The organism is Stenotrophomonas sp. YJH_SMC_8 (assembly GCF_059371315.1).
The window spans coordinates 119,777-145,650 of sequence record NZ_JCAFUL010000008.1 but is presented as its reverse complement, the minus strand read 5'-3'; the positions used below and the strand labels follow the sequence as shown (position 1 = coordinate 145,650).

Below are 25,874 nucleotides of genomic sequence, written 5' to 3'. Positions count from 1 at the left end.
TCAAGGGTGATGCCGGGTCTGAAAACGGCGAGCAGGACCACCGGCGCATGCGCAGAATCGGCGAAAGCCCAAGGAGACGCCCATGCACGCGTGGTACCTCGGTGGCATCGACCACCGCCCCTTCCTGCCCCTGTTCGAGATGAGTGACAGCGTGCTCGCTGCACTGGGAATCCAGCGTCGCTGGGCGGGCGATTCGGGAGGCCACCCCTGCCGGATCAGCCTGAGCGATCCTCCCTGCGGCAGCGAACTGCTCCTGCTGTCCCATGTGCACCTGCCGTTGCACTCGCCCTATCGCGCCTCCGGCCCGATCTTCGTGCAGCGCGGCGTGACCCGTTGCGTACTGCCCGCCGGGGAGGTGCCACCTTATGTGCAGCGCCGCATGATCTCGCTGCGCGCCTACGACCGCGCAGCGTTGATGCGCAGTGCGCAGGTCTGCGCCGGCACCGAGGTCGCCACGCAGCTGGACACGATCTTCGCCGATCCAGCGGTGGCCTTTGTCCAGCTGCACAACGCGGCACACGGCTGTTTCTCATGCCAGGCAGATCGGGTTGGCATCAACGCCACGTAGCGCCACCTCCACGACGTGATCGGCGGCACGCCGATCACGTGACCACTGGCGCATCCGTTCAGCACCACGTGAAGCCTGCGGGAAGGGCTTCACATGCACAGTCACGGATCGGCACTTCCATGGTTCCGCCGCCCGCACCACGACTCGATACTCGCTGTGGTGCCGCCGCAAGTCCGCTGCGCAGCGCAACGCCTGCGGTCACCGCTCCCTTTCGACGACCACAAGGATGCGCCATGTCATTCCGATCCACACCGTTGCTGCTGGCCACCGCGTTCGCCGGCGCAGGCCTGAGCCTGGCCGGCACTGCGGCCGCCCACGGCACCATGACCACGCCGGTCAGCCGCGTCTATGCCTGCTTCCAGGGCAATCCCGAGAACCCGACCAATCCGGCCTGTGCCGCCGCCAAGGCGATCGGCGGCTCGCAGGCGTTCTACGACTGGAACGGCATCAACCAGGCCAACGCCAATGGCAACCATCAGGCGGTGGTGCCCGATGGCAAGCTGTGCAGCGGCAACAACCCGACCTTCCGCGGCCTGGACGTGGACCGCAGCGACTGGCAGACCACGCCGATCCAGCCCGATGCGAATGGCAGGTTCACTTTCGTGTTCAAGGCCACCGCGCCGCATGCCACGCGCGACTGGCGCTTCTTCGTCACCCGCGAAGGCTGGCAGCCGGGCAGCCCGTTGCGCTGGGCCGACCTGCAGGAATTCTGCACGCTGGGCAATACACCGCTGTCGGCCGATGGCACCTACAAGCTGCAGTGCACGCTGCCGCAGCGCAGCGGCCAGCACGTGATCTACAACACCTGGCAGCGCTCGGATTCGACCGAAGCGTTCTACACCTGCATGGACGTGCGCTTCCAGGGCGGCGGCACCACGCCGGCACCGCAGTGGCAGGATGCCGGCCCGGTCACTGCCCGCGGTGACCTGCCGGTCGGCACCACGCTGGCGCTGCGCGTGTTCAACGCCAACGGCAACGATGTCGAGCGCGTGGAGGCCACCCTGGCCAACGGCCAGACCGCCGCGGCACAGTGGCCAATGGTGCTGGCACGCAAGGTCAATGCCGATGCACAGCATGCGCGCCTGGGCGTGCTCAGCAACGGCGTGATCACGCCGACGGCGTCGGCCACCGCCAACCGCGTGTACCTGAAGGATGGCAACCGCTTCCAGCTCGACACGAAGGTGCCGGACCCGGGCACGCCGTTGCCGGGTGGTGATTTCGATCATGTGTACCCGGCCGGTATCGGCAGCTACGTGCCGGGCCAGACCGTGGTGAAGGGCAGTGACGGCAAGCTGTATGCCTGCCGCCCGTTCCCGGAAGGTGCCTGGTGCAACGTCAATGCCGAAGCGTACCGGCCGGGCGTGGGTGCAGCCTGGCGGGATGCGTGGATCGCGTACTGATCGTACGGTCGAGAGGCGGTGCCACTGCATCGCCTCTCCCCTGCAGGAAGTGGGTACGGCTGCGCAGAAGCAAAGTCGCGGCCGCGAATTTCGTACAGTTCCTATGGTGATCGTCAGTTCGCATGTGAAGACTCCTCCCGGCAGCCCCCCCTTCCAGAGGAGATCTCCATGCAACTGTCCCATCGGGCCGCGCTCGCGCTGTCCGCCATCGCTGGCCTGGCCCTGTCCGGCAGCGCCTTCGCCCACGGCACCATGTCCAAGCCCCTCAGCCGCGTGAAGCAGTGCTACGAGGGCAACCCGGAAAACCCGACCAACCCGGCCTGCGCTGCGGCCAAGGCCATTGGTGGCGCGCAGCCGTTCTATGACTGGAATGGCATCAACCAGGCCCATGCCAATGGCAACCATCAGGCCGTGGTGCCGGACGGCCAGTTGTGCAGCGGCGGCAACAGCAAGTTCCGCGGCCTCGACCTGAACCGCAGCGACTGGCCGACCTCACCGATCCGCGCCGATGCACGCGGCCGGTACACCTTTGAATTCCTGGCACCGGCACCGCACGCCACCCGCGAGTGGAAGTTCTACGTCACCCGTGACGGCTGGAAGGCCAGCGACGGCCTGCGCTGGTCGGACCTGGAAGCGTTCTGCACGCTGGGCAACGTGCCGCTGTCCGAGGGCGGTGTCTACAAGCTGGATTGCCCGCTGCCCAAGCGCAGCGGCCAGCACATCATCTACAACACCTGGCAGCGCTCGGATTCGGATGAGGCCTTCTACACCTGCACGGACGTGCGTTTCGAAGGCGGTGATGGCGTCACCCCGCCGCCGCAATGGCAGGATGCCGGCGCGGTCACCGCGCGCGGGGCATTGGAAGCAGGCACTACGGTGACCCTGCGCGTGTTCAACGCCAACGGCAACGATCTGGAACGTCCGGAAATCACCCTGGCCGCCGGCCAGACCTCTCCAGACCAGTGGCCGCTGGCGCTGGCGCGCAAGGTCAACGGCAGCGCCGAGCATGCCCGGGTGGGCGTCATGAGGAACGGCGTCATCACGCCGGTGGCGTCGGCGACCGAGAACCGCGTCTATCTCAAGCCGGGCAACCGCTTCGAACTGGAAACCCGGATTCCGGGGCCGGGCCCGGTCGATCCGCCGGGCGGCGACTACGATTTCGTGTACCCGGCCGGTATCGGCAGCTACAAGCCTGGCGAGACCGTAGTGAAGGGCACCGATGGCAAGCTGTACGCCTGCCGCCCGTTCCCGGAAGGCGCCTGGTGCAACATCAATGCCGATGCCTATCGCCCGGGCACCGGATTCGCCTGGCGGGATGCCTGGATCGCGTACTGAGGCAGGGCACCGGGGGCGGCATGACGCCGCCTCCGGTGGGTATTTCCAGGCTTCATGGGGTTGCCGGCCAGCGGCCGGCACTACCCTGGCTTACTTGCTGCTGACGTACTTCTCGCGGCGGATCTGCGGGTTGCCCAGGCCAGCCGCCTTGAGCAGCTCGGCGCAGGCATCGACCATGTCCGGGTTGCCGCACAGGTAGGCGATGTCGGTGGCCGGGTCCGGCGAGAAACCGGCCAGGGCCTGCTGCACGTAGCCATGCTGCACATCCGGGTGCGGATCGGCCGGCAGTTCGCGCGACAGGCACGGCACATAACGGAAGTTCGGGTGCTTTTCGGCGAAGCTGTAGAAATCTTCGCTGTACAGCAGCTCGCCCGGGCTGCGCGCACCCTGCAACAGCACGATCTGCACGCCACGCTCGGCCATGGCCGTTTCCAGCAGTGGCAGCATCGAGCGGTACGGCGTGACGCCGGTACCGGTGGCGATCAGCAGGTAGCGGGCATTGTGGTCGCCGGGGTTCAGGCAGAAACGGCCATAAGGGCCGGACGCGCTGACCTGGCCGCCGTGCTCCAGCGCCTCGAACAGCGCCGTGGCGGCACCGCCGGGCACGAAACTGACCGCGATATCCACCGCCTCGCCCGGGCCCAGCGCGTGGTCGTGGATGGTCGCCAGCGAGTAGCTGCGCTTGGTTTCGGTGCCGTCGGCGTAGCTGAAATGGACCTGGATGAACTGGCCCGGCTGGAAATCCAGCGGCTGTCCATCGTCACGCACGAACTGGTAGTGGCCGACGGTCGGGGCCAGCATGCGGCGGCCGACCAGCTTGAGGGGGAATTGAACAGGCACGACTTTTCGGGACAGTGTGTAGCCGGGGCAAGCCCTCGGGGTCTTCTATAATAGCCCCTCCCCGCCCCCTCTCCAGCGCCAGCCCATGGGCGCGAAGGCTTCGAGCTTGGCATCCCAGAACGATACGGCGCCCGCCCTGCGCGTGCGCGACCTGCGCAAGACCTACGACAACGGCACCCAGGCCCTGAAGGGCGTTTCCCTGGAAGTGGCCCCGGGCGACTTCTTCGCCCTGCTGGGCCCCAACGGCGCCGGCAAGTCGACCCTGATCGGCATCATCAGCTCCCTGGTCAACCTCAGCGAGGGCCAGGTGGAAGTGTTCGGCAGCGACCTGGTGCGCAACCGCAGCGCCACCATGCGCCTGATCGGCCTGGTGCCGCAGGAAATCAACTTCAACCTGTTCGAGAAGCCCTTCGACATCCTGGTGAACTACGCCGGTTTCTACGGCGTGCCGCGCGAGGAAGCTGAAAAGCGCGCCGAAGAGGAACTCAAGCGCGCACACCTGTGGGAAAAGGCGCAGGTGATGAGCCGCACCCTGTCCGGCGGCATGAAGCGCCGGCTGATGATCGCGCGCGCGATGATGACCCGCCCGCGCCTGCTGATCCTGGACGAGCCGACCGCCGGCGTGGACATCGAGATCCGCCGCGACATGTGGCGCGTGCTGAAGGAGATCAATGCCGCCGGCACCACGATCATCCTCACCACGCACTACCTGGAAGAGGCCGAGTATCTGTGCCGCCACCTGGCGATCATCAACCACGGCCAGATCGTCGAGCAGGGCCCGATGCGCGCCCTGCTGGCCAAGCTGGACGTGGAAGGCTTCCTGCTGGACATCGACGGTGAGCTGCCGGCGCAGCTGCCGGTGATCGAAGGCGCGACCCTGACCGCGCCGGATCCGCACACGCTGGACATCGACATGCCGCGCGCCATGGACCTCAACCGCGTGTTCGCCACGCTGAACGAGGCCGGCATCCGCGTGCGTTCGATGCGCACCAAGAGCAACCGCCTGGAGGAGCTGTTCGTGCGCCTCACCGGCAACCTGGAGACCTCCGCATGAGCACCACCGAGCTGACCGACGGCCAGCGCAACCGCGTCGCGCTGATGACCATCGTGCGCCGCGAAGTCGCCCGCATCATGCGCATCTGGGGCCAGACCCTGGTGCCGCCGGCGATCACCATGACCCTGTACTTCCTGATCTTCGGCAACCTGATCGGGTCGCGCGTGGGTGACATGGGCGGCTACACCTACATGCAGTTCATCGTGCCGGGCCTGGTGATGATGAGCGTGATCCAGAACAGCTACGGCAACATCAGCTCCTCGTTCTTCGGTGCCAAGTTCGGCCGCCACGTGGAAGAGCTGCTGGTCAGCCCGATGCCGAACTGGGTGATCCTGTGGGGCTACGTGGCCGGCGCCGTGCTGCGCGGCCTGATGGTGGGCGTGATCGTGCTGATCATCGCGATGTTCTTCACCCCGGTGCGCATCCCGCACCCGCTGGTGATGCTGACCACGGTGATCCTGGGTGCGACGATCTTCTCGCTGGCCGGTTTCATCAACGCGGTGTATGCGAAGAAGTTCGACGACGTGGCGATCGTGCCGACCTTCATCCTGACCCCACTGACCTACCTGGGCGGCGTGTTCTATTCGGTGAAGCTGCTGCCGGGCTGGGCCGAGGCGGCCACCCACGCCAACCCGATCTTCTACATGGTCAACGCGTTCCGCTATGGCCTGCTGGGCAGCAGTGACGTACCGCTGCCGGTGGCCTACGGCCTGATGATCGGCTTCGTGGTGGTGCTGACGGCGCTGGCGCTGTGGCTGCTGCGCCGTGGCGTGGGCATGCGCAGCTGAGTAGTGCCGGCCGCTGGCCGGCAACCGTCGATCCACACCATGCGTGGATGCAGCGCTGGAGACCGTTGGGGTCAGATCCGTTTTCCTGCGGAAAGCGGATCTGACCCCATGCCGTAAAAGACACCGACGCCGCCTGCAATCTCCGGCACAATCGCTGTTCTGATTCCCCCAGAACACGGTGAACCTGCAATGCGCATCCTGATCCTCGGCGCCGGCGGTACCGGCGGTTACTTCGGTGGTCGCCTGGCCCAGGCCGGCGTGGACGTGACCTTCCTCGTGCGCCCCGCCCGCGCAGCGCAGCTGGACCGCGATGGTCTGGTCATCCGCAGCCCGATCGGCGATGCCCGCTTCCCGGTGCAGCACGTCACCGCCGACGCACTGCCCGCGCTCGCCGCGCAGAAGCCGTTCGATCTGATCATTCTCAGCTGCAAGGCCTACGACCTGGACAGTTCGATCGATGCCATCGCGCCGGCAGTCGGTGCGAACACCACGGTGCTGCCAATCCTCAACGGTCTCCACCACTACAACGCACTGGATCTGCGCTTCGGCCGCGAGGCGGTGCTCGGCGGCCTGTGCTTCATCAGCGCCACCAAGGCGCCCGACGGCGCCGTGCTGCATCTGGGCAAGCCGGCCAAGCTCACCTTCGGCGAGCGCGATGGCGGCGCGGTCTCCGCGCGCGTGCGCGACTTCGCTGCGGTCTGCGCGCAGGCCAACCTGGATCACTTGGCCAGCGAACGCATCGGCCAGGAACAGTGGGTCAAGTACACCTTCCTGACCGCGCTGGCCGCGGCCACCTGCCTGCTGCGCGCCGATATCGGCACCATCGTCGCTACCCACGATGGCGAGGCGATCGTGCGTGCCTTGTATGACGAGTGCCTGGCCGTGGCCGAGGCCGCCGGTGAACCGATTCCCGAAGCTGCGCAGGACACCGCGCGCGGTACCTTGACCCAGGCAGGATCTGCCCTGAAGGCGTCGATGCTGCGCGACCTGGAAGCAGGCCAGCAGGTGGAAGCCGAGCAGATCGTCGGCGACATGCTGGCGCGTGCCCGCAGGGCCGACCAGGAAGCCCTGCTGCTGCAGGTCGCCTACAGCAGCCTGCAGGCCTATCAGGCACTGCGCAGCGCGTGAGCTTCGCGTTGCAGGCCAACGCACTGCCAGCGCGGGTGCTGATCCTCGGCCTGGGCTGGAGCGGGTGCGTGCTGGCCACGCAGTTGCAGGCGCGCGGCGTGCAGGTTGCGGGGACGGTGCGTGATCCGGCGGCGGCGCCCGACGATGGCCTGCGTCGACACCGGTTGCATGCCGACGCCTCGCCCTCGCCATCCCTGCTCGAGGAAATCGCACAGGCCAACGCCGTTCTGTGCAGCGTGCCGCCAGATGCCGAGGGTGACCCGGCACTGCGCCTGCTGTTGCCCGCGCTGCAGGCCAACCCGGCATTGCGCTGGGTCGGCTATCTGTCGTCGACGTCGGTGTATGCCGACCGCGCCGGCGGTTGGATCGATGAGCGCAGCGCGGCCGATGCCACCGACGCGGCCGGCGTGCAGCGCCGGCTGGCGGAAGCACAGTGGCGTGCACTGGCCGGACAACGCGGCATCGCCTCGGCGGTGTTCCGCCTGCCCGGCCTGTACGGACCAGGCCGCAATGCGCTGGTGCAGTTGTCACAGGGCCGCGCACGCCACGTGATCCGCCCCGGCCTGGTGTTCAACCGGCTGCACGTGCAGGACCTGGCGGCGGTCATCATCGCCGCGATGCAGCGCCCCACCGCACAAGGGTTGTACCTGCCCAGTGACGACGAGCCGGCGCCACCGCAGGAGGTGCTGGCCTTCGCTGCACAGCTGGGTGGATTTGCGATGCCGCCCGCCATGGCCTGGGACGACCCGGTGCTGAGCCCGGCGCTGCGCCGCTTTTACCAGAGCAGCAAGCGCATCGACAGCCGTGGCACGCGTGCAGCGCTGGGCTGGCAACCGCGCTTCCCGAGTTACCGCGAAGGCCTGCGCGACCTGCTCCGGTAGTGCCGGCCGCTGGCCGGCAATCGCGCGATGATTGCGGCGTTCATGCTGTTGCCGGCCAGCGGCCGGCACTACCATCAACCGGCGTTGGGCAGGCGGAAGAACGCGCGCGTGGCAGCAGTGGCATTGGCCGCGGTCACCGCAACGTCCTCGCCACGGTCACGTGCCAGTTCTTCCACGATGTGCGACAGGAACATCGGTTCGTTGCGGCGGTCCTTCGGCATCGGCTTCAGCGTGCGCGGCAGCAGGTACGGCGCGTCGGTCTCGATCATCAGGCGGTTGGCCGGGATGTTCTTCACCAGTTCACGCAGGTGCGCGCCACGGCGCTCATCGCACAGCCAGCCGGTGATGCCGATGTACCAGTCCTGGTCCAGGTAGTCGAACAGTTCGTCGCGTTCACCGGTGAAGCAGTGCACCACCGCCGGGCCGATGCGGCCCTCGAAGTTCTTCATCTGTGCCATGAAATCGGCATGCGCGTCGCGCTGGTGCAGGAACAGCGGCTTTCCATTCTCAGCGGCCAGCTGCAGCTGGCGCTCGAACGCGCGGTGCTGGGCCGGGCGCGGCGAGAAGTCACGGAAGTAGTCCAGCCCGCACTCACCCACCGCCACCACTTCCGGGTGGGCGTGCAGCGCGCGCATCTCGGCATCGCATTCGTCGGTGTATTCCACCGCATGATGCGGGTGCACGCCGGCGGTGGCATACAGGAAGCCCAGATGCTGCTGCGCCAGCTGCAGGGCCAGCGGCGAGTGCTCGCGGCTGGCACCGGTGATGACCATCTGCACCACGCCGGCCTGGCGCGCGCGGTCCAGCACGGCGTCACGGTCGCGGTCGAAGGAATCGTGGGTCAGGTTGGCGCCGATATCGATCAGGTGCATGGTCATCGCGGGGGAAAAGTGCCCGCGCATTGTACCTGCGCCCGCCGTGGCCCCTTATCCTTTGCACATGAACGCCCCGCTCTTCCCGATTTCCCCGCTGCTGCCACAGATCCAGCAGCACCTGGCCGCGCAGCCGCGGCTGGTGCTGGAAGCCCCACCCGGCGCCGGCAAGACCACCCAGGTGCCGCTGGCACTGCTGGATGCACCCTGGCTGCAGGGGCGGAAGATCATCCTGCTGGAACCGCGCCGGGTGGCCGCACGCAGCGCCGCGCTGTTCATGGCGCGGCAGCTGGGCGAAGAGGTGGGCGGCACCGTCGGCTACCGCATCCGTTTCGAGAACAAGGTTTCGTCGCGCACGCGGATCGAGGTGGTCACCGAAGGCATCCTGACCCGCATGCTGCAGGACGACCCGATGCTGGAAGACGTCGGCGCGATCCTGTTCGACGAGTTCCACGAGCGCCATCTCAGTGGCGATCTGGGCCTGGCGCTGGCGCTGGACGTTCAGGCCCAGCTGCGCGATGACCTGCGCCTGGTGGTGATGTCGGCCACGCTGGATGGCGAGCGGCTGGCGCGCTTCCTGGATGCACCGCGCCTGAGCAGCGAGGGCCGCAGCTACCCGGTGGCGATCAGCCATTTCCCGGCGCGCCGCGATGAAGCGCTGGAGCTGCAGGTGCGCCGAGCGGTGCAGCAGGCGCTGGCCGAACACCCCGGCGACGTGCTGGTGTTCCTGCCCGGCCAGCGCGAGATTGCGCGCGTCCAGGCCGGGCTGCAGGAATCACTGGACGGCAACGTCGAGGTACTGGCACTGCATGGTGAGTTGCCGGTGGAACAGCAGGCGCGCGTACTGCAGGCCGCCAGCGACGGCCGCCGCCGCGTAGTGCTGGCCACCAACGTGGCCGAGTCTTCGGTGACCCTGCCCGGCGTGCGCGTGGTGATCGACAGCGGCCAGGCGCGCGAACCGCGCTACGACCCCAACAGCGGCTTCACCCGGCTGGACGTGGTGGCGATCGCGCAGGCCTCGGCCGACCAGCGTGCCGGCCGTGCCGGACGCGTGGCCGAGGGCGTGGCCTGGCGGCTGTGGCCGCAATCGCAGCGGCTGGAACCGCAGCGCCGCGCCGAGATCGACCAGGTGGAGCTGGCCGGGCTGGCGCTGGAACTGGCGGCCTGGGGCAGCAGCGATCTGCGCTTCCTCGATCCACCACAGACCGGCCCGATGAGCGCGGCGCGCGAACTGCTGCAGCGTCTCGGTGCCCTGTCCGGCAGTGGCGCGATCACCGCACTCGGCCGGCGCGTGCTGGCATTGGGCACGCACCCGCGGATGGCGGCAATGCTGCTGGCCGCGCCGGATGCACGCGCGCAGGCACTGGCGGCGGATCTGGCCGCACTGCTGGAAGCCCGCGACCCGCTGCGTCAGGGCGGTGACGCGCTGGCGGCCCGCTGGCGCGCACTGGCCGCGTTCCGCAATGGCCGCGCACCGGGCGATGCCAACCGCAGCGGACTGGCCGCGATCGATGCCGCCGCCAAGCAGTGGCGTCGCCGCCTGCGCTGCGAGGCTACGCCGCCGGCCAGCATCGAGGCGCACGAACTCGGTGACCTGCTTGCGCACGCCTTTCCCGACCGGATCGGTTTCCAGCATCCCAGCGATCCGCTGCGCTACCTGCTGACCAATGGCCGCAGCGCGCGCCTGCACGAGCTGAGCGACCTGCGCGGCGAACCGTGGCTGGTCGCCAGCGAACTGCGCTTCGAGGCGCGCGATGCACTGCTGCTGCGCGCCGCGCCGGTGGACGAAGATCGGCTGCGCAAGGCATGGCCGGAGCGCTTCGTCACCGAAGACGTAGTGCGCTGGGACAGCGAGCGACGCGCCCTGGTGGCACTGCGCGAGACCCGTTTCGACCGGATCGTGCTGGACAGCCGCTCTGCCGGCCGGGTCGATCCGCAGCACGCCGCGCAGGCGCTGACCGACGCGGTCGCCGAACTCGGCCTGCACGCCTTGCCGTGGACCGAAGGCCTGCGCCAGTGGCAGGCACGGGTCGAATCGCTGCGGCGCTGGATGCCGGAGCTCGGCCTGCCCGACTGCAGCGACGACGCCCTGCTGGCCAACCGCGCGCAGTGGTTGCAGCCCGCGTTCGCCGGCAAGAGCCGTCTGGATGCGCTGGACGAATCCAGCTTCGGCGAAGCGTTGAAGTCGCCGCTGGAGTGGTCGCAGCGGCAGCTGGTCGAGCGTCATGCGCCGACCCGCATCACCGTGCCGTCCGGGCTGGAGCGGCCGATCAGCTATGCATTGGACAGCGAGAGTGGTGATCCGCTGCCGCCAGTGCTGGCGGTGAAACTGCAGGAACTGTTCGGCCTGGCCGACACGCCGCGCATCGCCGATGGCCGCGTGCCGCTGACCCTGCACCTGCTCTCCCCCGGCGGCCGCCCGCTGCAGGTCACCCAGGACCTGCGCAACTTCTGGGAGAACACCTATGCCGAGGTGAAGAAGGAAATGAAGGGCCGCTACCCGCGCCATCCGTGGCCGGATGATCCGTGGACCGCGACAGCGACGCACCGGGCCAAGCCGCGCGGAACCTGAGGGGGCGGGGTCGGATCCCATTGCATCGCAATGGGCTCTGACCGCATACATCGCGCTGGGGTCAGAGCCCTTTCCCAACGGAAAGGGATCCGACCCCACCCTGCCTGATCCTGAATGGCTGGAGTAGAGTCACACCATGCGTAGCCCCGACTGACATACCGTTTACGGGCAACACGCGACACTGGACTTCGACCCGAGGCAAAGGACCCCCGCATGAGCAAGCTGACCGTAATCACCGACCGCGCTCTGGAGCGCGCCCTGGAGCTGGCCCACACCGCCGGCGATGGCCTGAAGAGCGCCGGTGGCAGCCTGCGCAACGCGGACTGGATCAAGACCGGCGCCGCCATCGGCGCAGTGAAGACCGGCGGCAAGGCCGCGACCAAGTTCGTGCGCCGCAATCCGGCAGTGGCCGTGGCTGCTGCGGCAGTCGGGGTTGGCCTGCTGGGTTATGCGATGTACCGCAAGCAGCAGAAGAAGAAGGCTGCCAATGGCCAACTGGTGGACGGCCAGGCGCATCGCATCAGCGCACGCGACCGCCGCAACGCCACCGTCGTGGACGAGCACAGCGATATCGGCAGCGATGCCTGAGGTTGCCCGGGTCAGAGCCCTTCCTGCGGAAGGGGTCTGACCCCGATCCAGGGTCGGATCCCTTCCGCAGGAAGGGCTCTGACCCGTTCAGCCTGTGAGGGCCGGCTACCGGAAGGTATCCGGCCCTTTCCGTTTCAGCCGATCTGCCGCCACTGCCCCGGCTGCAGGTCATCCAGCTGGTACGGCCCCATCGACACCCGCACCAGGCGCAGCGTCGGCAGGTTCACCGCCGCGGTCATCCGCCGCACCTGCCGGTTGCGGCCCTCGCGGATGGTGATCGCCAGCCAGCTGTCCGGCACGGTCTTGCGGAAGCGCACCGGTGGATCGCGCGTCCACAGCGACGGCGCCGGATCGAGGCGTTCGATCTTCGCCGGCAGGGTCGGCCCGTCGTTGAGCACCACGCCTTCGCGCAGCTGTTGCAGCTGGTCATCGCTGGGCGCGCCTTCCACCTGCACCCAGTAGGTCTTGTCGGCCTTGTGCCTGGGGTCGGTCAGCTTGTGCGCCAGCGTACCGTTGTCGGTCAGCAGCAGCAGGCCCTCGCTGTCATGGTCGAGCCGGCCAGCGGCATACACGCGCGGCGGCAGGCCGAACCCGGCCAGGGTCGGCCGCGGCGGCACGCTGCGGTCGGTGAACTGGCAGAGCACGTTGAAGGGCTTGTTGAAGGCGATCAGCATTGCGGGCACGGCAGGCGACGGACAGCACATTGTCCCACGCCGCGCAGCTTGCTCGCCGGGCGCGGCCCGGCGCTACCGGGCATCTCCTTGGCGGAGGCTACGGCGGGGCTCAGCCGAAGACCTTCCACTCCAGCAGGAACGAGCCCAGCACCAACGCGATGCCGCACGCCGCGATGACATTGGCCCGCCGTCGCAGACGGACCGGCGGCGGATTCACGGCACGCACGCGCTGTTCCAGCAGGATGCCGGCGAACAACACCGCAAAACCCAGCGAGCCCACCAGATCGTGTGCATGACCGCCGTAGAACACGAAATCAATCAGCCGCGTCAGCACCAGCACGGCGACAGCGATGTACAGCACCTTTTTCAACAGTCCACTCCATTTGCGGTAGCACCGGGCCATGCCCGGCGGATACACAGTACGTCCATTGCAGCGCCGCTGCGCTCGCCGGGCGGGGCCCGGCGCTACCCCCTTACGGCTTGATGAAGCGGAGGGTCATGCGGTCGCTTTCGCCGATCGCCTGGTACTTCGCGTCGTCGGCCTTGTCGTGCTGGTTGGTCGGCGGCAGCGTCCACACGCCGTTCGGGTGGTCCTTGGTATCGCGCGGGTTGGCGTTGACCTCGCTGCGCGCATCCAGCTTGAAGCCGGCGGCCTCGGCCATCGCGATCACCTGCTGCTGGCCGACATAGCCGGTGTCATCGTCGTCGGCCACATCGGTCTTGGCGCGATGCTCGACCACGCCCAGCACGCCGCCCGGCTTGAGCACGTTGAAGAAGCCCTGGAACATGCCCTGCGCCTGGCCGGCCTTGCGCCAGTTGTGCACGTTGCGGAAGGTCAGCACCACGTCGGCCGAACTGGCCGGGCCGAACACCGGCTTGGCCGGATCGTAGGCCACCACCGCGGTCTTGCCGAACTGCGCCGGTGCAGCGGCGTACTTCTTTTCCAGGCTGTCGCGGCTGCGCTGCTGGTAGTCGCGGCCGCGGCCCTCGGCCACGGCCATCGGATCGACCACGGCGGCGACATAATGGCCCTTGTCATGCAGCAGCGGCGCCAGGATTTCCGAGTACCAGCCGTTGCCCGGGGTGATCTCGATGACGGTCTTTTCCGGAGCCACCCTGAAGAACGACAGCGTCTGCGCCGGATGACGGAAGCCATCGCGCTTGACGTTGTTGGCATCGCGGGTGGGCGCCTTCACCGCCGCATCGATGGCCGGTGAGACCTGGATCTTCGCGGGCGCCACCGTGGCCGGTGCGGCGAACGCGGGAACAGCAGCAAGCAGCGCCGAAGCAAGCAGCAGTCGGCAACCACGCAGGGACGAAGCAGGCATCATCGGGACGACTCCAGCGGAAGATGCGGCGAGACTAGCAGTCGCAGCGTCCCAGGTGTTCACAAAACGTTAGCGGCGTGCGCGTCGCGGAACACTGTTTTGTGGCCGTCGCCGCAGCACGGTCATACAACGCGTTCTATTCTGGAGCACTTCCCCCAAGGAGTCCGTGCCCATGACGGCAACCCGCGAACTGGGCCGTTCCGGCCTGCATGTACGTCCGCTCGCCTTCGGCGGCAACGTGTTCGGCTGGAGCGCCGATGAAAAGGCCAGCTTCGCCCTGCTCGATGCCTTCGTCGATGCCGGCTTCAACCTGATCGATACCGCCGATGTGTATTCGGCCTGGGTACCCGGCAATGCCGGCGGCGAATCGGAAACGCTGATCGGCAAGTGGTTCGCGCGCAGTGGCAAGCGCGACAAGGTGGTGCTGGCGACCAAGGTGGCGAAGTGGGCCGAGCGCCCCGGCCTGACCCCGGACAACATCAATGCGGCGGTCGAGGATTCGCTGCGCCGCCTGCAGACCGACGTCATCGATCTTTACCAGGCCCACGAGGATGACGAGTCGACGCCGCTGGAAGCCACGCTGGCTGCGTTCGGACGCCTGATCGAAGCCGGCAAGGTGCGCGCCATTGGTGCCTCCAACTACAGCGCCACGCGCCTGGCTGATGCGCTGAAGGTCTCCACCGACTACAAGCTGCCGCGTTACGAAACCCTGCAGCCGGAGTACAACCTGTATGACCGAGCCGGCTACGAGAAGGAACTGGAACCGCTGGTGCAGCGCGAACAGATCGGCGTGATCGGTTACTACGCCCTCGCCAGTGGCTTCCTCAGCGGCAAATACCGCACGCCGGCCGATGCAGCCAAGAGCCCGGCGCGTGGCGAGACAGTAGTGAAGCGCTATCTGAACCCGCGCGGCCTGCGCATCCTGCAGGCGCTGGATGACGTGGCCAGCAAGCACGGCGCCAGCGCTGCGCAGATCGCACTGGCCTGGCAGATCGCACGGCCGTCGATCACCGCGCCGATCGTCAGCGCCACCAGTGTCGAACAGCTGCACGATCTGCTGGCGGCGGCGAACGTGTCGTTGAGCGTGCAGGATGTCGCGCAGCTGGATGCCGCCAGCGCCGAAGCGTGAGACCCGGTAGTGCCGGCCGCTGGCCGGCATGACACACACCGAAGAAAATAATTGAACAAAATGGTTGCGCACGACTAAATCGTGGTTTATCGTGCGCACCTCGTTTCAACAACCACTGGAAACTTCCCTTGAACGCGCATTCCGTCGCCATCGCCAAGCTGCTGCCATGCCTGCGCATGGATGGGCTGGCGCGCGCGTTCTGCAAGGAAGTCCAGCTGACAACGGCCTGATACCCGCCCTGCGGAGATCGGCCACCCCGATCTCCGAGGCCTGACGACGCCCTCGGAACGCAAGTCCCGGGGGCGTTTTCGTTTGCGTCGGCACAAGGACCCGCGATGCTAGAACTGCACCCCGCGCGGCAACCCGCCGCTCACTGACCCAGGTTTTTCCGCCCCACCGGAGGATTTTCTCCGCGTGCATGGCAACGCCTGGACATTATCTGCATCGCACCCAAACATTATCGCTCGCGATAATGTCGGTGGCCTGCACCCTCGACTACCAACGGTCCCGTTTCAACCACGGGCTGGTGCGCGCGGCATTGCCGTGGCGTATGCCGGAGGTCGCGGACATGCCATCGCCTGGATCGCCTGCTGGAGGCAGGCGCCGGTTCGCCGGCACGCGGTTCGATTCCGCGCGGTTCACCACTGGATAGCTCAGTAGGGTAGAGCAACGGATCCTGATTCCGTCTGTCGTGGGTTCGACTCCCACTCCAAACCACATGACCTCTCACGTCATGACTTGAAGCAACACCCGGGGCGCAAGCCCCAGCGGCCATCGTCGCCGGTCCTGCGAACGCCTTCGGGCACCACAGGAAGGGCAACGGACCGCACGCCGGGCCTCGGCCTGTCACCACCATCGCTCCCGTTCCGCTCCGGCGCTGTCTGCCGCCAGGAAGGGTAGTAAGGGGGATGACGCACCGCAGGCTCCGCGCGCGGACCGTCCGCCGATGGCCGCCCTCTTCCGCCGGCTGCGCGTGGTGTGCAGCCGGCCCTGCCACGACCTGTTCGACCCGGGTCATGGCATTCATTCCATCGGGTCGAACCACCAGAGCCATACAAGGAGAGACTCCCATGTTCTGGACCATCAAGGTCGTGATCGGCGACGGCGAGCGCGGCCTGGTGTATCGCAACCGTCGTTTCCAGCAGATCCTGCTGCCGGGTGTGCACCGCCTGTCGCTGTTCGGCGGCCGCCCGCAGGTGGACATCCACAACGCATCGAAGGGCGCGGCCTACACCGGCAGCGACCAGGACAGCCTGATCGAAGCGCTGGGCGCGACGCTGGACACGCACTTCGTGCTGGCCAACGTCGGCGCCGGCGAGGTCGGCCTGCTGCTGCGCAACGGCCGCATCGACGAGGTACTGCCGCCGGGCAGCCGCCGTCTGTACTGGCGCGGTTCGGTCGACACCCAGGTGCGCGTGCTGGCACTCGGTGACGAGCCGCGCATTCCGGCGGACGTGCAGCAGCGCCTGGGCCAGCTGGGCGTGCTGCCGCGTGTGGCGGTGATCAGCACCGTGCCGAGCGAGTCGGTGGGCCTGCTGTTCATCGACGGCACGCTGCGGCAGACGCTGGATGCCGGTCTGCACGCGTTCTGGAACTTCAACGGCAACGTGTCGGTGGAGCGTGTGGAGCTGCGTGCGCGTTCGCTGGACGTGTCCGGCCAGGAACTGCTGAGCCGCGACAAGGTGACCCTGCGGGTGAACCTGGCCGCGACCGTGCAGGTGGTCGACCCGGTGCGTGCACACCGCACGCTCAGCAATGCCGATGAGTTCATCTATCGGCAGCTGCAGTTCGGCCTGCGCCAGGCGATCGCCGCACGCAGCCTGGACGAGCTGCTCGGTGACAAGGCCGCGCTGGACGGCGAGATCGCCGCCCATGTGCAGGCCGCGATCGAGGGCCACGGTGTACGCCTGCTCGGTGTCGGCATCAAGGACGTGATCCTGCCGGGCGAGATGAAGGAGATCCTCAACGGCGTGGTGCTGGCCGAGAAGCAGGCCCAGGCCAGCGTGATCCGTCGCCGCGAGGAGGCCAACGCCACGCGTTCGCAGCTCAACACCGCAAAGCTGATCGAGGACAACCCGGTGCTGATGCGCTTGAAGGAGCTGGAGGCGCTGGAGAAGGTCACCGAGAAGATCGACAAGCTCACCGTGTTCGGCGGCCTGGATGGCGTGCTGAAGCAGCTGGTGACGATCAGGTAGGGGGTAGCGGCGGCGCAGGGACGCGCCGCCGGCCCATCAAGGACATACACGAAGACATGGACACTCAACAGAACTATCAATGGCTGCACGCCGAGGGCACCACGCCGATCAAGGGCTGGGTCAACGGCGTTCCGCTGGAAGCGCAGGCCCACGAGCAGCTGCGCAACATCGCTGCGATCCCGTTCGTCGGGCCGTGGGTGGCGGTGATGCCGGACGTGCACCTGGGCAAGGGCGCGACCGTGGGCTCGGTGATCCCGACCCGTGGCGCGATCATTCCGGCCGCGGTCGGCGTCGACATCGGCTGTGGCATGGCCGCCGTGCGCACCACCCTGCGCGCCAACGACCTGCCCGATGACCTGCGGCAGCTGCGCAACAGCATCGAGCGCAGCATCCCGGTCGGCAACGGGCGCGGCGGCGAGCACCAGCGCATGCCCGACAGCATCCACACCCGGCTGGTGCAGTCCGGGCTGGCCGCCGGGCTGGAGAAGATCAAGGACAGGCACCGCAAGATCCGCACCGACAAGCTCGACCGTCAGCTGGGAACGCTGGGCGGCGGCAACCACTTCATCGAACTGTGCCTGGACGAGACGGATGCGGTGTGGGTGATGCTGCACAGCGGCTCGCGCGGCACCGGCAACCTGATCGGCACCTACTTCATCGAGAAGGCGCGCGAGGAGCTGGCACGGCGCGTGCTCGGCTTCCATCTGCCGGACAAGGACCTGGCGTTCTTCATGGAAGGCGAGCCGCTGTTCGACGACTACGTCGAAGCCGTGTCGTGGGCGCAGGACTACGCGCGGCAGAACCGCGAGGCGATGATGTCGCGGGTGCTGGCCGAGATGCGTCACCGCTTGCCGAAGTTCCAGCTGGCCGCGATGGCGGTGAACTGCCACCACAACTATGTGCAGAAGGAAACGCACCACGGGCAGGAACTGCTGGTGACGCGCAAGGGCGCGGTCAGTGCGCGCGAGGGCGAGCTGGGCATCATTCCCGGCAGCATGGGCACGCGCAGCTACATCGTGCGCGGCAAGGGCAACGCGGACAGCTTCCACAGCTGCAGCCACGGTGCCGGCCGGGTGATGAGCCGTGGCGCTGCACGCCAGCAGATCACGCTGGCCCAGCACCGCGAAGCCACCGCGCATGTTGAATGCCGCAAGGACAGCGGCGTGCTGGACGAGTCACCGGCGGCGTACAAGTCGATCGATGATGTGATGGCCGCCCAGCTGGACCTGGTGGACGTGGTGCACACGCTGCGGCAGGTGCTGTGCGTCAAGGGATGATGGAACGGTGCCGGCCAAGGCCGGCACCCACCGCCCGTCAATCAAGCGCGACCGCTAAGCAGTAGATCCACGCCATGCGTGGATGCAGCGCGGCCGACCACCTCCGGCATCCGCCGTAACTCAATCGTGCTCGACGCCGCACCACCCCGGCAGATAGCGCGCATCAGCGTGCCGCGCATGTTCGGTGGCGGTGGTCACCGCCTTGCGGAAATCGCGGCGGATCAGCTTGCGGGTCATCCGCTGGCGGAAGTAGTCCGCCCACAGGAACTCGGCGAACGGCTGCACCGACTTGGCATAGCCACCACTGCGGCGCACCTCGCCGGCCAGTGAGCGATGCGGATCATCGGCCAGGTCCAGCAGCGATTTCGGCATCGCCGACGGCGGCTGGCGCACGCCCTCGGCATCGAACGGATGCGCCCAGCAATAGCGCTCCATCACCGTCCAGAACAGCTTCCTCGGCAGGTGTGACAGATCCGCTTGCACGGCGGTCAGCACGTGCTCGATACCTTCCTCGTGCAGCGCCAGTGCCAGGTGATGATGGTCGATCAGGTGCGTCCGGTTCGACGGCCCCACCACCACCGGCACCATGTGCCGCCCGAGATAACGCGCCTTGTCGTCCTTCGGCAGCGTCTTCCACTGCGCGCGCTTGCGCTGCACTTCCAGCAGGCCCACGCTCATCTGCGTCGGCCGCAGTTCAAGGATCGCGACCGGCGACAGCCGCGGTTCGGGAATGCGGGTCATGGCGTACCTCGTGCATGGTAGTGATCAACGGCCTGCTGCACGCTGTGGGTTGTTCCCTCCGGCCCCAGCAGCGCAGCGATACCGAAGCGGTCCAGTGCCTGCATCGCGCGCACCGAGCCGAGCCGCGCTATGACGAACACGATGCCCTTCTGCTGGCACAGGCCGATCACCTCGCGCAGGGTCTGCGCTGCGCTGTAGTCGATCTCGACAATCGCACTGCCCTCCAGCACGACCAGGCCCGGTGCCGGCGCTGCTTCGATACTGGCCAGCAGTTGCCGCTTGAAGCTGTCGGCGTTGGCGAACAGCAGCGGCGCCTGGAAGGCCAGCACGGTCACGCCGGGTTCGGTCTCACCGCGGTTGCCCGGCCACCAGACCGTGCTGCCCGGCAGCCGGGTCAACGTCAGCATCGGGCTGTGCGCGATCATCCATGCGCCATGCAGCAGGGCAAGGCCCACACCTATCGCAATACCCGACTGGATCGGCAGGCACACCACCGCCAGGAAGGTCAGCGCTGCCAGCAGCGCTTCGCTGCGCGCACGCCGGGTGATGTCGATCAGCACGCGCAGGCGGAACAGGCGCACCGCCACGAACAGCAGTACGCCCGCCAGTGCAGCCTCGGGGATCGCCCCGAGCACGCCGCCACCGCAGAACGCCAGCAGCATCACCAGCGCCGCGGCAATCAACGCACCCAGCTGCGAGGAGGCACCGGCTTCCACCACCACCGCAGTGCGCGGTGGGCTGGCATTGACCGGGAACGCACCGAACGCGGCCGACAGCAGGTTTCCGGCACCGACGCCGAGGAAATCCTTGTTGACATCGGGTTCTTCCTCGCCGGGAAACGCGCGATCAACGGCAGCGACCTGCATAATGATGACCAGGGTCAGCAGCAGCGCCAGTGGCACCAGAGTGGTGAGGGTTTCCAGCGGCGGAAGCTGCCACGAAGGTGGATAGGGAGAGACCGCACCGAGGGTGGCCACACCCAGTCGCTCCGCCCCCAGCGAGGCAACAAGCAGCGTGGCGATGGCCACCGCGATCAATGCGCCGGGAATGCGTGGATTGATCCGGTCGCACAGCGCCATCGCCAGCAGCACGCCGAAGCCGATCAGGGTCGGCAGCAGCTGTGCGTGCGGCAACGCCCGCAGCAGTTCGTACAGGCGTTCGGGCAATTCGCTTGACGAGAGGCTGACGCCCAGCGCCACCGGCAGCTGCGAGGCCGCGATGTGCACGGCGATGCCGCCGAGGAACCCAGTCACCACAGGTACCGACAGCAGCGCGGCCACCACACCAATACGCAGCAGTGCCGCCAGTGCCAGGAACACGCCGACCAGTACTGCGAGCACCACGGCGCTTCCGGCCAGTGCACCGGCCTGCTGCGCGGCCAGGCCGGCCAGGGTAAGCGCGAAGATCGGCGTGATCGTCGAATCGGCGCCGACCGTCAGCCGGCGATTGCGGCCCAGCAGCACGAAGCCCAGCGTGCCGCCGACGAAAGCATAGAAGCCGACCTGCGGCTCGAAGCCACCCAGGCGTGCCGTTGCCATCTGTTCGGGCAGGGTGATCGCGGCCAGGGTCACACCGGCGATGGCATCACGCGTGGCCTGCGCAGGTCGCCAGCCACGCAGGCCCTGCAGCGGTGCGAGGAGCGATCTGAGGCGGTTCGCTTCGTCCATGCCGGGTCCGGGCGCGGGGTGTTGCAACCACTATCTGCGCAGGGCAGTGGATGCCGCGTCAGTAGATCCACGCCATGCGTGGATGCGGTCCCTCGGGGTCAGAGCCCCTTCTACGAAGGGGATCCGACCCCGGAGCTGTCCTCGGCCACCAGCGCGTGGTGCACGCCGATGCCCGCACGCACGCCCTCGGCGGCAGCCAACGTGATGTTGCCAACCGTTGTGGCATCGCCCGCGGCGTACACGTTCGGCACCGAGGTAAGCTTCATCATATCGACCTCGATCAGCACGCCCAGCGGGCTTTCGGTCAGCGCGCATCCCAGCTGCTGCACCAGTGGCGTGGCCATTGCCTGCAGTGCCGGCACGAACAGCGCGCGTTGCGCGATGCGGCGGCCGTCAGCCAACTCCACTTCCAGCCAGGTCGGCTGGTCACCCTGCACGCCCATCACCGGTGTGGTCTCGATCTGCACGCCGCGCTGCTGCATGGCGGCCTGCTCCTCATCGGTGATCGGCAGGCCCTGGCTGAAGAAGGTGACATTTCCCCAATCGGCGAACAGTGGCGCCTTGCTGGCGGACATCGGGTGACCACCAAGCAGGCCGATGGCGCCACCGCCCACTTCGTAGCCGTGGCAGTAGGGGCAGTGCAGCACGGTGCTGCCCCAACGCTCGGCCAGCCCCGGCAGGTCCGGCAGCTGGTCGGCGATGCCACTGGCCAGCAACAGCTTGCGTGCGGCCAGCACCTGGCCGTCGGCGGTACGCACTTCCACGCCCGCTGCGCTGGCGGTGGCCTGCACCGCCTCAACGTGCAGCCAGCGCACGCTGGGGTAGTCCAGCAGTTGCTGGCGCGCAGTCTTCAGCAGCTCAGCGCCACTGGTGCCATCCAGCCCCAGCACGCCATGCGAATGGCTGGCGAAGCGGTTGCGCGGCAATCCGGCGTCGATGACCGTGACCGGGCGGCGGGCACGGGCCAGGATCAGGCCGGCGGCGATGCCGGCATAACTGCCGCCGACGATGAGCACATCAGGATTCATGGTGACCTTCCAGGGAACGGTGATGGGCGAGATGGCGGGCGAAGTCGGCGCCAAGCTGGTCCAGCGTGGTCGCCTGCAATCGCTGTTCAAGCATCCGTTGTGCCTCGCGCGCGCCCTCCATCAGTGCGCTGTTGACCAGCTGCTGGATCGGGCAGCCGCCGCTGGCGTCGCGGGTACCGACCTGCACCAGCGGCGGCGCTCCCACCGCCAGATAGATGTCGTGCAGGGTGATCGCTGCGGCATCGCGGGCCAGCTGGCTGCCGCCGCCATGACCACGGGTGCTGCGCACCAGGCCGGCCTTGTGCAGCTGTGCCAGCAGGCGGCGGATCACCACCGGATGGGTCGGCAGGCACGACGCCAGCTGCTCGGAGGTGCGCGGGGCGGCATGGCCGACCAGGTGCGCCATCACATGCAGGGCGTCGGAAAGGGGATTCGCGGATTTCATGTAACAAGGATAGTTACATTTAAATCCTCTGTCGAGGGTCTTCTTTCGTTCCATCTGGACACATTCGTCCTATGAAATATTCCCTTCACATCACTAAACGAAACGGGAATGTGATCCAAGTCGCACTTCAGTGAGAAGTGGCGCCGGTCGATACCGAATCGCCCCTTCCCGAGAGTCCCTCCCCATGAATGCGTCTGTCCGTGCTCCGCGCCTGCAGTCCAAGCTGCTCGGCGCGGTTTCCGTTGGTCTTGCCGTGGTCCTGCTGTGCGCTCTGGCGGGCCTGGCCTCCGCTTGGTTGAAGTTGTCCACCGAGGTTCCGCCCGAAGTCGCGCACAGCCGCGACGCCGAACGCCTGCAGCGCGAGTTCCGCGGCCAGGTGCAGGAATGGAAGAACGTGCTGCTGCGCGGCCATGACGACGCACTGCGCCAGCGCCATCTGGACGCCTTCGACAGCGAGGGTCGCCTGGTCGAGCAGCTGGCCAAGGGCCTCACAGCCAGTCCGGACGCGCGCACGCGTGAACTGGCACAGGCCTTCATCGGCCTGCACACGCAGCTGCAGAAGGACTACCACGCCGCCCTGCAGGCATTTGCGGAGGCCGGCTACGATCCCGCAGCCGGCGACAATATGGTGCGTGGCAAGGACCGCCCGGTGGCGACCGCACTGGATGCGCTGAGCACGCATGCCACCCAGGTGGCGGAGGCGGCCGTGGCGGCACGGTCGCAGCAGGCGCGGCAGACACTGCTGCTGTGTGCGGCGCTGACCGTGCTGGCCGCCGTGCTGCTGCTGATGGGCCTGGCCTGGTGGCTGCGGCGTGCGGTGGTGCAGCCGGTGCTGGCGGTGGAAGCCGCCGCACGTGCGGTGGCCGCCGGTGATCTGCAGCACGTGGTGCAGGTGCGCAGCCGCGACGAGATCGGTCGCCTCGCGCAGGCGATGCAGGCGGTGCAGGCCACGCTGCGCGGCGTACTGGACGCACAGGCAACGATGGCGCAGGCGCATGACGCCGGCACCATCAGCCATCGCATGGATGCCAGTGCGTTCCCGGGTGCATTCGGTGAAATGGTCGCCGACAGCAATGCATTGGTCGACGCGCATATCCAGGTAAAGCTGCGTGCGATTGCGATCATGGGCCGTTACGCCATCGGTGACCTCAGCCAGGACATGGAACGCCTGCCCGGCGAAAAGGCCGTGATCACCAACGCATTGGATACGGCCAAGGCCAATCTCGGCGTGATCAACGGCGAGATCCGCCGCCTGGCCGAAGCCGCTGCCGCCGGTGACTTCAGCCAACGCGGCGACAGCGCACGCTTCGAGCATGATTTCCGCGCGATGGTCGATGGCCTGAACCGCCTGATGCAGACCACCGAGCTGAACCTGGGCGAGGTTTCCAGCATGCTGCGCGCGATTGCCGACGGCCGCCTCGGCGCGCGCATGCACGGTGATTTCCAGGGCGTGTTCGCACGCATTGCAGGCGACGCCAACACCACGGCTGCACAGCTGGCGACCATCGTCACCGACATCAAGCACGCCTCCGGCAGCATCCATACAGCTGCCGCAGAGATCGCCGCCGGCAACAACGACCTGTCGCGCCGCACCGAGCAGCAGGCGGCCAATCTGGAGGAGACCGCTGCCTCGATGGAGGAACTGACCTCCACCGTGCGCCAGAACGCCGAGCACGCGCGCCAGGCCAACCAGCTGGCCATCGGCGCGCACACGGTCGCCTCGCAGGGTGGCAGCGTGGTCGGCCAGGTGGTGGCAACCATGGGCGCGATCGAGACCTCGTCGCGGCAGATCGCCGAGATCATCAGCGTGATCGATGGCATCGCGTTCCAGACCAACATCCTGGCGCTGAACGCGGCGGTTGAAGCGGCACGCGCCGGTGAGCAGGGTCGCGGCTTCGCGGTGGTGGCCAGCGAAGTGCGCACGCTGGCACAACGCTCGGCCGGTGCCGCCAAGGAGATCAAGGCACTGATCGAAGCCTCGGTGGAACAGGTCGGCCACGGGGCGCAGCGCGTGCGCGAGGCCGGCGACACCATGGCCGAGATCGTGGCGTCGGTGCAGCGCGTGACCGACATCATGGCCGAGATCTCCGCGGCCTCGCAGGAGCAGAGCGCGGGCATCGAACAGGTCAGCCAGACGGTGATCCAGATGGATGGCACCACCCAGCAGAATGCGGCGCTGGTGGAAGAAGCCAGTGCCGCCGCACGCAGCCTGGAACAGCAGGCGAACCGATTGATCGATGCAGTGGATGTGTTCGACCTGTCGACCACCGCCGCAGCGAAGGACGCGCTGGCGCGCGCGGCCTGATTGATCCGGTTGCCGGCCAGCGGCCGGCACTACCGTGGAACGCGGTCACGGGTAGTGCCGGCCGCTGGCCGGCAACCCAACTCAACGCAGGTAATCGCTCTGCGCCATCGCTTCACCCAGGTAATCCAGGAACGAGCTGATCCGCGCCGACACCGCGGTGTTGCGGTAATACACCGCATGGATCGGCTGGTACACGTCCAGCGTCTGTGCCGCCAGCACCGGAACCAGGGTGCCGGCGGCGCGGTCGCGATCGGTCACGAAGTCGGACAGGCAGGTGATGCCCACCCCTTCCACCGCCAGCCGGCGCAACGTTTCCCCGCTGGACACCGCGATGTCCGGGCGCACCCGCAGCAGGCCATCGGCATCGCCCGGCAGCGGCCAGTGATTCAGCGATTCCGGCTCGTTGAAACTGAGCAGGGTGTGCTGGCCCAGCGCCGCCACGCTGGCCGGTTCGCCATGTGCGGCCAGGTAGGCCGGGCTGGCCACCAGGCGCAGCTGGCAGCGGCCCAGTGGTCGTGCATGCAGGGTGGAATCGGCCAGTGGACCAATCCGGATCGCCAGGTCGGTGCGCCGTTCCAGCAGGTCGATGTAGCGCTCGGAGCTGTTCAGCTCCAGCTGTACTTCCGGATAGCGCGCACGATAGCCGGCGACCAGCGGCGCGATCACATGCAGCACGAACGGCATCGCCGCATCCACGCGCAGGCGTCCGGCCGGGCGTTCGCGGCGCGCCGCCATCTGTTCCTCGGCTGATTCCACTGCGTCGATGATCGCCCGGGCATGGCGCAGGTAAGCCTCACCTTCGGCGGTCAGGTGCAGGCGGCGCGTGGTTCGGGTCAGCAGGGTGGTGCCGAGCTTGTCCTCCAGCCGCCCCAGCGCGCGGCTCACGCCGGAGGGCGTCTGCCCCAGCTGTTCGGCGGCGGCGCTGATCGAACCGCTGTCGATCACCGCCAGGAACGCCTGCATTTCATCGAGGGTGGTTTTCATGGCGCCATTATTGACCACGCGGCAAGAGTGATTGGCGTGAAGACGGGTTTTTAGGCAAAGGTTCGCCGCGCACAC

General features: G+C 67.6%; 23 protein-coding genes and 1 tRNA gene. 14 read left to right on the top strand and 10 right to left on the bottom strand.

The genetic code is table 11. The features are described 5' to 3' along the window. The first annotated feature begins 82 nt into the window (after positions 1-82). The 3 genes from AC5P88_RS12045 to AC5P88_RS12035 all read left to right on the top strand — a co-directional run bounded on the left by AC5P88_RS12045 (position 83) and on the right by AC5P88_RS12035 (position 3,303). The gene (locus AC5P88_RS12045) at positions 83-568 is read left to right on the top strand and encodes a DUF1203 domain-containing protein (protein WP_495225126.1); all 486 of its coding nucleotides are present in this window, start codon (positions 83-85) and stop codon (positions 566-568) included. Positions 569-801: 233 nt separating this feature from the next. Further along, positions 802-1,968: a lytic polysaccharide monooxygenase gene (locus AC5P88_RS12040; RefSeq protein ID WP_495225125.1), complete on the top strand. Its 1,167-nt coding sequence runs from the start codon at positions 802-804 to the stop codon at positions 1,966-1,968. Between the two features lie 168 nt (positions 1,969-2,136). Beyond that, positions 2,137-3,303: a lytic polysaccharide monooxygenase gene (locus AC5P88_RS12035; protein ID WP_495225124.1), complete on the top strand. Its 1,167-nt coding sequence runs from the start codon at positions 2,137-2,139 to the stop codon at positions 3,301-3,303. A 90-nt stretch (positions 3,304-3,393) separates the two neighbouring features. Here the strand turns inward: AC5P88_RS12035 and AC5P88_RS12030 are convergent, their stop codons facing one another. Next, positions 3,394-4,143, bottom strand: coding sequence for a ferredoxin--NADP reductase (locus AC5P88_RS12030; protein ID WP_106550660.1), 750 nt, complete (start codon positions 4,141-4,143; stop codon positions 3,394-3,396). Positions 4,144-4,228: 85 nt separating this feature from the next. Here AC5P88_RS12030 and AC5P88_RS12025 point away from each other — a divergent pair, with 85 nt between their 5' ends. From AC5P88_RS12025 to AC5P88_RS12010, 4 genes are all read left to right on the top strand, one after another. Continuing rightward, positions 4,229-5,197 carry an ABC transporter ATP-binding protein gene (locus AC5P88_RS12025; RefSeq protein ID WP_099551730.1) on the top strand — a complete coding sequence of 323 codons (969 nt, stop codon included), beginning with the start codon at positions 4,229-4,231 and terminating at the stop codon, positions 5,195-5,197. After that, positions 5,194-5,985, top strand: a complete 792-nt coding sequence (locus tag AC5P88_RS12020) for an ABC transporter permease (RefSeq protein WP_010482250.1) — start codon at positions 5,194-5,196, stop codon at positions 5,983-5,985. Before AC5P88_RS12025 ends, AC5P88_RS12020 begins: the two co-directional genes overlap by 4 nt. Positions 5,986-6,174: 189 nt before the next feature. Then, entirely contained in the window at positions 6,175-7,113 is a 939-nt protein-coding gene (panE, locus tag AC5P88_RS12015; protein WP_495225123.1) for a 2-dehydropantoate 2-reductase, read from the top strand. Beyond that, positions 7,110-7,994, top strand: coding sequence for a Rossmann-fold NAD(P)-binding domain-containing protein (locus AC5P88_RS12010; RefSeq protein WP_495225122.1), 885 nt, complete (start codon positions 7,110-7,112; stop codon positions 7,992-7,994). Before panE ends, AC5P88_RS12010 begins: the two co-directional genes overlap by 4 nt. Before the next feature lie 74 nt (positions 7,995-8,068). On the opposite strand, the gene AC5P88_RS12005 is transcribed toward AC5P88_RS12010, so the two are convergent. Further along, complete coding sequence (locus tag AC5P88_RS12005; protein ID WP_495225121.1) at positions 8,069-8,866, bottom strand: TatD family hydrolase; 798 nt, start codon at positions 8,864-8,866, stop codon at positions 8,069-8,071. Positions 8,867-8,933: 67 nt separating this feature from the next. Between AC5P88_RS12005 and hrpB the strand changes: the two genes are divergently transcribed. Further along, positions 8,934-11,438 carry an ATP-dependent helicase HrpB gene (gene hrpB / locus AC5P88_RS12000; protein ID WP_495225120.1) on the top strand — a complete coding sequence of 835 codons (2,505 nt, stop codon included), beginning with the start codon at positions 8,934-8,936 and terminating at the stop codon, positions 11,436-11,438. A 213-nt stretch (positions 11,439-11,651) separates the two neighbouring features. Continuing rightward, the gene (locus AC5P88_RS11995; RefSeq protein ID WP_495225119.1) at positions 11,652-12,026 is read left to right on the top strand and encodes a hypothetical protein; all 375 of its coding nucleotides are present in this window, start codon (positions 11,652-11,654) and stop codon (positions 12,024-12,026) included. A 134-nt stretch (positions 12,027-12,160) separates the two neighbouring features. Here the strand turns inward: AC5P88_RS11995 and AC5P88_RS11990 are convergent, their stop codons facing one another. From AC5P88_RS11990 to AC5P88_RS11980, 3 genes are all read right to left on the bottom strand, one after another. After that, entirely contained in the window at positions 12,161-12,700 is a 540-nt protein-coding gene (locus AC5P88_RS11990; protein ID WP_495225118.1) for a pseudouridine synthase, read from the bottom strand. Positions 12,701-12,809: 109 nt separating this feature from the next. Beyond that, on the bottom strand, positions 12,810-13,061 hold the full coding sequence (locus AC5P88_RS11985; protein ID WP_495225181.1) for a hypothetical protein: 252 nt from the start codon (positions 13,059-13,061) through the stop codon (positions 12,810-12,812). Between the two features lie 112 nt (positions 13,062-13,173). Continuing rightward, a complete protein-coding gene (locus AC5P88_RS11980; protein ID WP_495225117.1) occupies positions 13,174-14,031 on the bottom strand; it encodes a class I SAM-dependent methyltransferase in 858 nt (285 codons plus the stop codon). 169 nt (positions 14,032-14,200) lie between these two features. Here AC5P88_RS11980 and AC5P88_RS11975 point away from each other — a divergent pair, with 169 nt between their 5' ends. From AC5P88_RS11975 to AC5P88_RS11960, 4 genes are all read left to right on the top strand, one after another. Continuing rightward, positions 14,201-15,157: an aldo/keto reductase gene (locus AC5P88_RS11975; protein ID WP_286074510.1), complete on the top strand. Its 957-nt coding sequence runs from the start codon at positions 14,201-14,203 to the stop codon at positions 15,155-15,157. Between the two features lie 644 nt (positions 15,158-15,801). Further along, a tRNA-Gln gene (locus tag AC5P88_RS11970) sits at positions 15,802-15,874 on the top strand. Between the two features lie 353 nt (positions 15,875-16,227). Next, positions 16,228-17,352 (top strand): slipin family protein, encoded by a 1,125-nt coding sequence (locus AC5P88_RS11965; RefSeq protein ID WP_286074511.1) that lies wholly within the window; start codon positions 16,228-16,230, stop codon positions 17,350-17,352. Positions 17,353-17,408: 56 nt separating this feature from the next. Further along, a complete protein-coding gene (locus tag AC5P88_RS11960) occupies positions 17,409-18,629 on the top strand; it encodes an RtcB family protein (RefSeq protein WP_111113162.1) in 1,221 nt (406 codons plus the stop codon). A gap of 120 nt (positions 18,630-18,749) precedes the next feature. On the opposite strand, the gene AC5P88_RS11955 is transcribed toward AC5P88_RS11960, so the two are convergent. From AC5P88_RS11955 to AC5P88_RS11940, 4 genes are all read right to left on the bottom strand, one after another. Further along, positions 18,750-19,370, bottom strand: a complete 621-nt coding sequence (locus AC5P88_RS11955) for a ParB-like protein (RefSeq protein ID WP_286074513.1) — start codon at positions 19,368-19,370, stop codon at positions 18,750-18,752. Next, positions 19,367-21,037: a SulP family inorganic anion transporter gene (locus tag AC5P88_RS11950; RefSeq protein WP_495225116.1), complete on the bottom strand. Its 1,671-nt coding sequence runs from the start codon at positions 21,035-21,037 to the stop codon at positions 19,367-19,369. Before AC5P88_RS11950 ends, AC5P88_RS11955 begins: the two co-directional genes overlap by 4 nt. A 110-nt stretch (positions 21,038-21,147) precedes the next feature. After that, complete coding sequence (locus tag AC5P88_RS11945; protein ID WP_495225115.1) at positions 21,148-22,065, bottom strand: NAD(P)/FAD-dependent oxidoreductase; 918 nt, start codon at positions 22,063-22,065, stop codon at positions 21,148-21,150. Next, the gene (locus AC5P88_RS11940) at positions 22,055-22,510 is read right to left on the bottom strand and encodes an Rrf2 family transcriptional regulator (RefSeq protein ID WP_106549958.1); all 456 of its coding nucleotides are present in this window, start codon (positions 22,508-22,510) and stop codon (positions 22,055-22,057) included. The genes AC5P88_RS11945 and AC5P88_RS11940 overlap by 11 nt, the downstream gene beginning before the upstream one ends. A 184-nt stretch (positions 22,511-22,694) precedes the next feature. Here AC5P88_RS11940 and AC5P88_RS11935 point away from each other — a divergent pair, with 184 nt between their 5' ends. After that, a complete protein-coding gene (locus AC5P88_RS11935; RefSeq protein WP_495225114.1) occupies positions 22,695-24,815 on the top strand; it encodes a methyl-accepting chemotaxis protein in 2,121 nt (706 codons plus the stop codon). Positions 24,816-24,896: 81 nt separating this feature from the next. On the opposite strand, the gene AC5P88_RS11930 is transcribed toward AC5P88_RS11935, so the two are convergent. Next, a complete protein-coding gene (locus AC5P88_RS11930; RefSeq protein WP_106549960.1) occupies positions 24,897-25,799 on the bottom strand; it encodes a LysR family transcriptional regulator in 903 nt (300 codons plus the stop codon). Positions 25,800-25,874 lie beyond the last annotated feature (75 nt).

Excerpts from the sequence above, each read along its gene's own strand:
- AC5P88_RS11935 (WP_495225114.1), top strand. The coding sequence starts at position 22,695 with ATGAATGCGTCTGTCCGTGCTCCGCGCCTGCAGTCCAAGCTGCTCGGC.
- AC5P88_RS11960 (WP_111113162.1), top strand. The coding sequence starts at position 17,409 with ATGGACACTCAACAGAACTATCAATGGCTGCACGCCGAGGGCACCACG.
- AC5P88_RS12040 (WP_495225125.1), top strand. The coding sequence starts at position 802 with ATGTCATTCCGATCCACACCGTTGCTGCTGGCCACCGCGTTCGCCGGC.
- AC5P88_RS11945 (WP_495225115.1), bottom strand. The coding sequence starts at position 22,065 with ATGAATCCTGATGTGCTCATCGTCGGCGGCAGTTATGCCGGCATCGCC.
- AC5P88_RS12005 (WP_495225121.1), bottom strand. The coding sequence starts at position 8,866 with ATGCACCTGATCGATATCGGCGCCAACCTGACCCACGATTCCTTCGAC.
- AC5P88_RS11940 (WP_106549958.1), bottom strand. The coding sequence starts at position 22,510 with ATGAAATCCGCGAATCCCCTTTCCGACGCCCTGCATGTGATGGCGCAC.
- hrpB (WP_495225120.1), top strand. The coding sequence starts at position 8,934 with ATGAACGCCCCGCTCTTCCCGATTTCCCCGCTGCTGCCACAGATCCAG.
- AC5P88_RS12035 (WP_495225124.1), top strand. The coding sequence starts at position 2,137 with ATGCAACTGTCCCATCGGGCCGCGCTCGCGCTGTCCGCCATCGCTGGC.
- AC5P88_RS11965 (WP_286074511.1), top strand. The coding sequence starts at position 16,228 with ATGTTCTGGACCATCAAGGTCGTGATCGGCGACGGCGAGCGCGGCCTG.
- AC5P88_RS11990 (WP_495225118.1), bottom strand. The coding sequence starts at position 12,700 with ATGCTGATCGCCTTCAACAAGCCCTTCAACGTGCTCTGCCAGTTCACC.
- AC5P88_RS11955 (WP_286074513.1), bottom strand. The coding sequence starts at position 19,370 with ATGACCCGCATTCCCGAACCGCGGCTGTCGCCGGTCGCGATCCTTGAA.
- panE (WP_495225123.1), top strand. The coding sequence starts at position 6,175 with ATGCGCATCCTGATCCTCGGCGCCGGCGGTACCGGCGGTTACTTCGGT.
- AC5P88_RS11950 (WP_495225116.1), bottom strand. The coding sequence starts at position 21,037 with ATGGACGAAGCGAACCGCCTCAGATCGCTCCTCGCACCGCTGCAGGGC.
- AC5P88_RS12020 (WP_010482250.1), top strand. The coding sequence starts at position 5,194 with ATGAGCACCACCGAGCTGACCGACGGCCAGCGCAACCGCGTCGCGCTG.
- AC5P88_RS12025 (WP_099551730.1), top strand. The coding sequence starts at position 4,229 with ATGGGCGCGAAGGCTTCGAGCTTGGCATCCCAGAACGATACGGCGCCC.
- AC5P88_RS11975 (WP_286074510.1), top strand. The coding sequence starts at position 14,201 with ATGACGGCAACCCGCGAACTGGGCCGTTCCGGCCTGCATGTACGTCCG.
- AC5P88_RS11995 (WP_495225119.1), top strand. The coding sequence starts at position 11,652 with ATGAGCAAGCTGACCGTAATCACCGACCGCGCTCTGGAGCGCGCCCTG.
- AC5P88_RS11930 (WP_106549960.1), bottom strand. The coding sequence starts at position 25,799 with ATGAAAACCACCCTCGATGAAATGCAGGCGTTCCTGGCGGTGATCGAC.
- AC5P88_RS12045 (WP_495225126.1), top strand. The coding sequence starts at position 83 with ATGCACGCGTGGTACCTCGGTGGCATCGACCACCGCCCCTTCCTGCCC.
- AC5P88_RS11980 (WP_495225117.1), bottom strand. The coding sequence starts at position 14,031 with ATGATGCCTGCTTCGTCCCTGCGTGGTTGCCGACTGCTGCTTGCTTCG.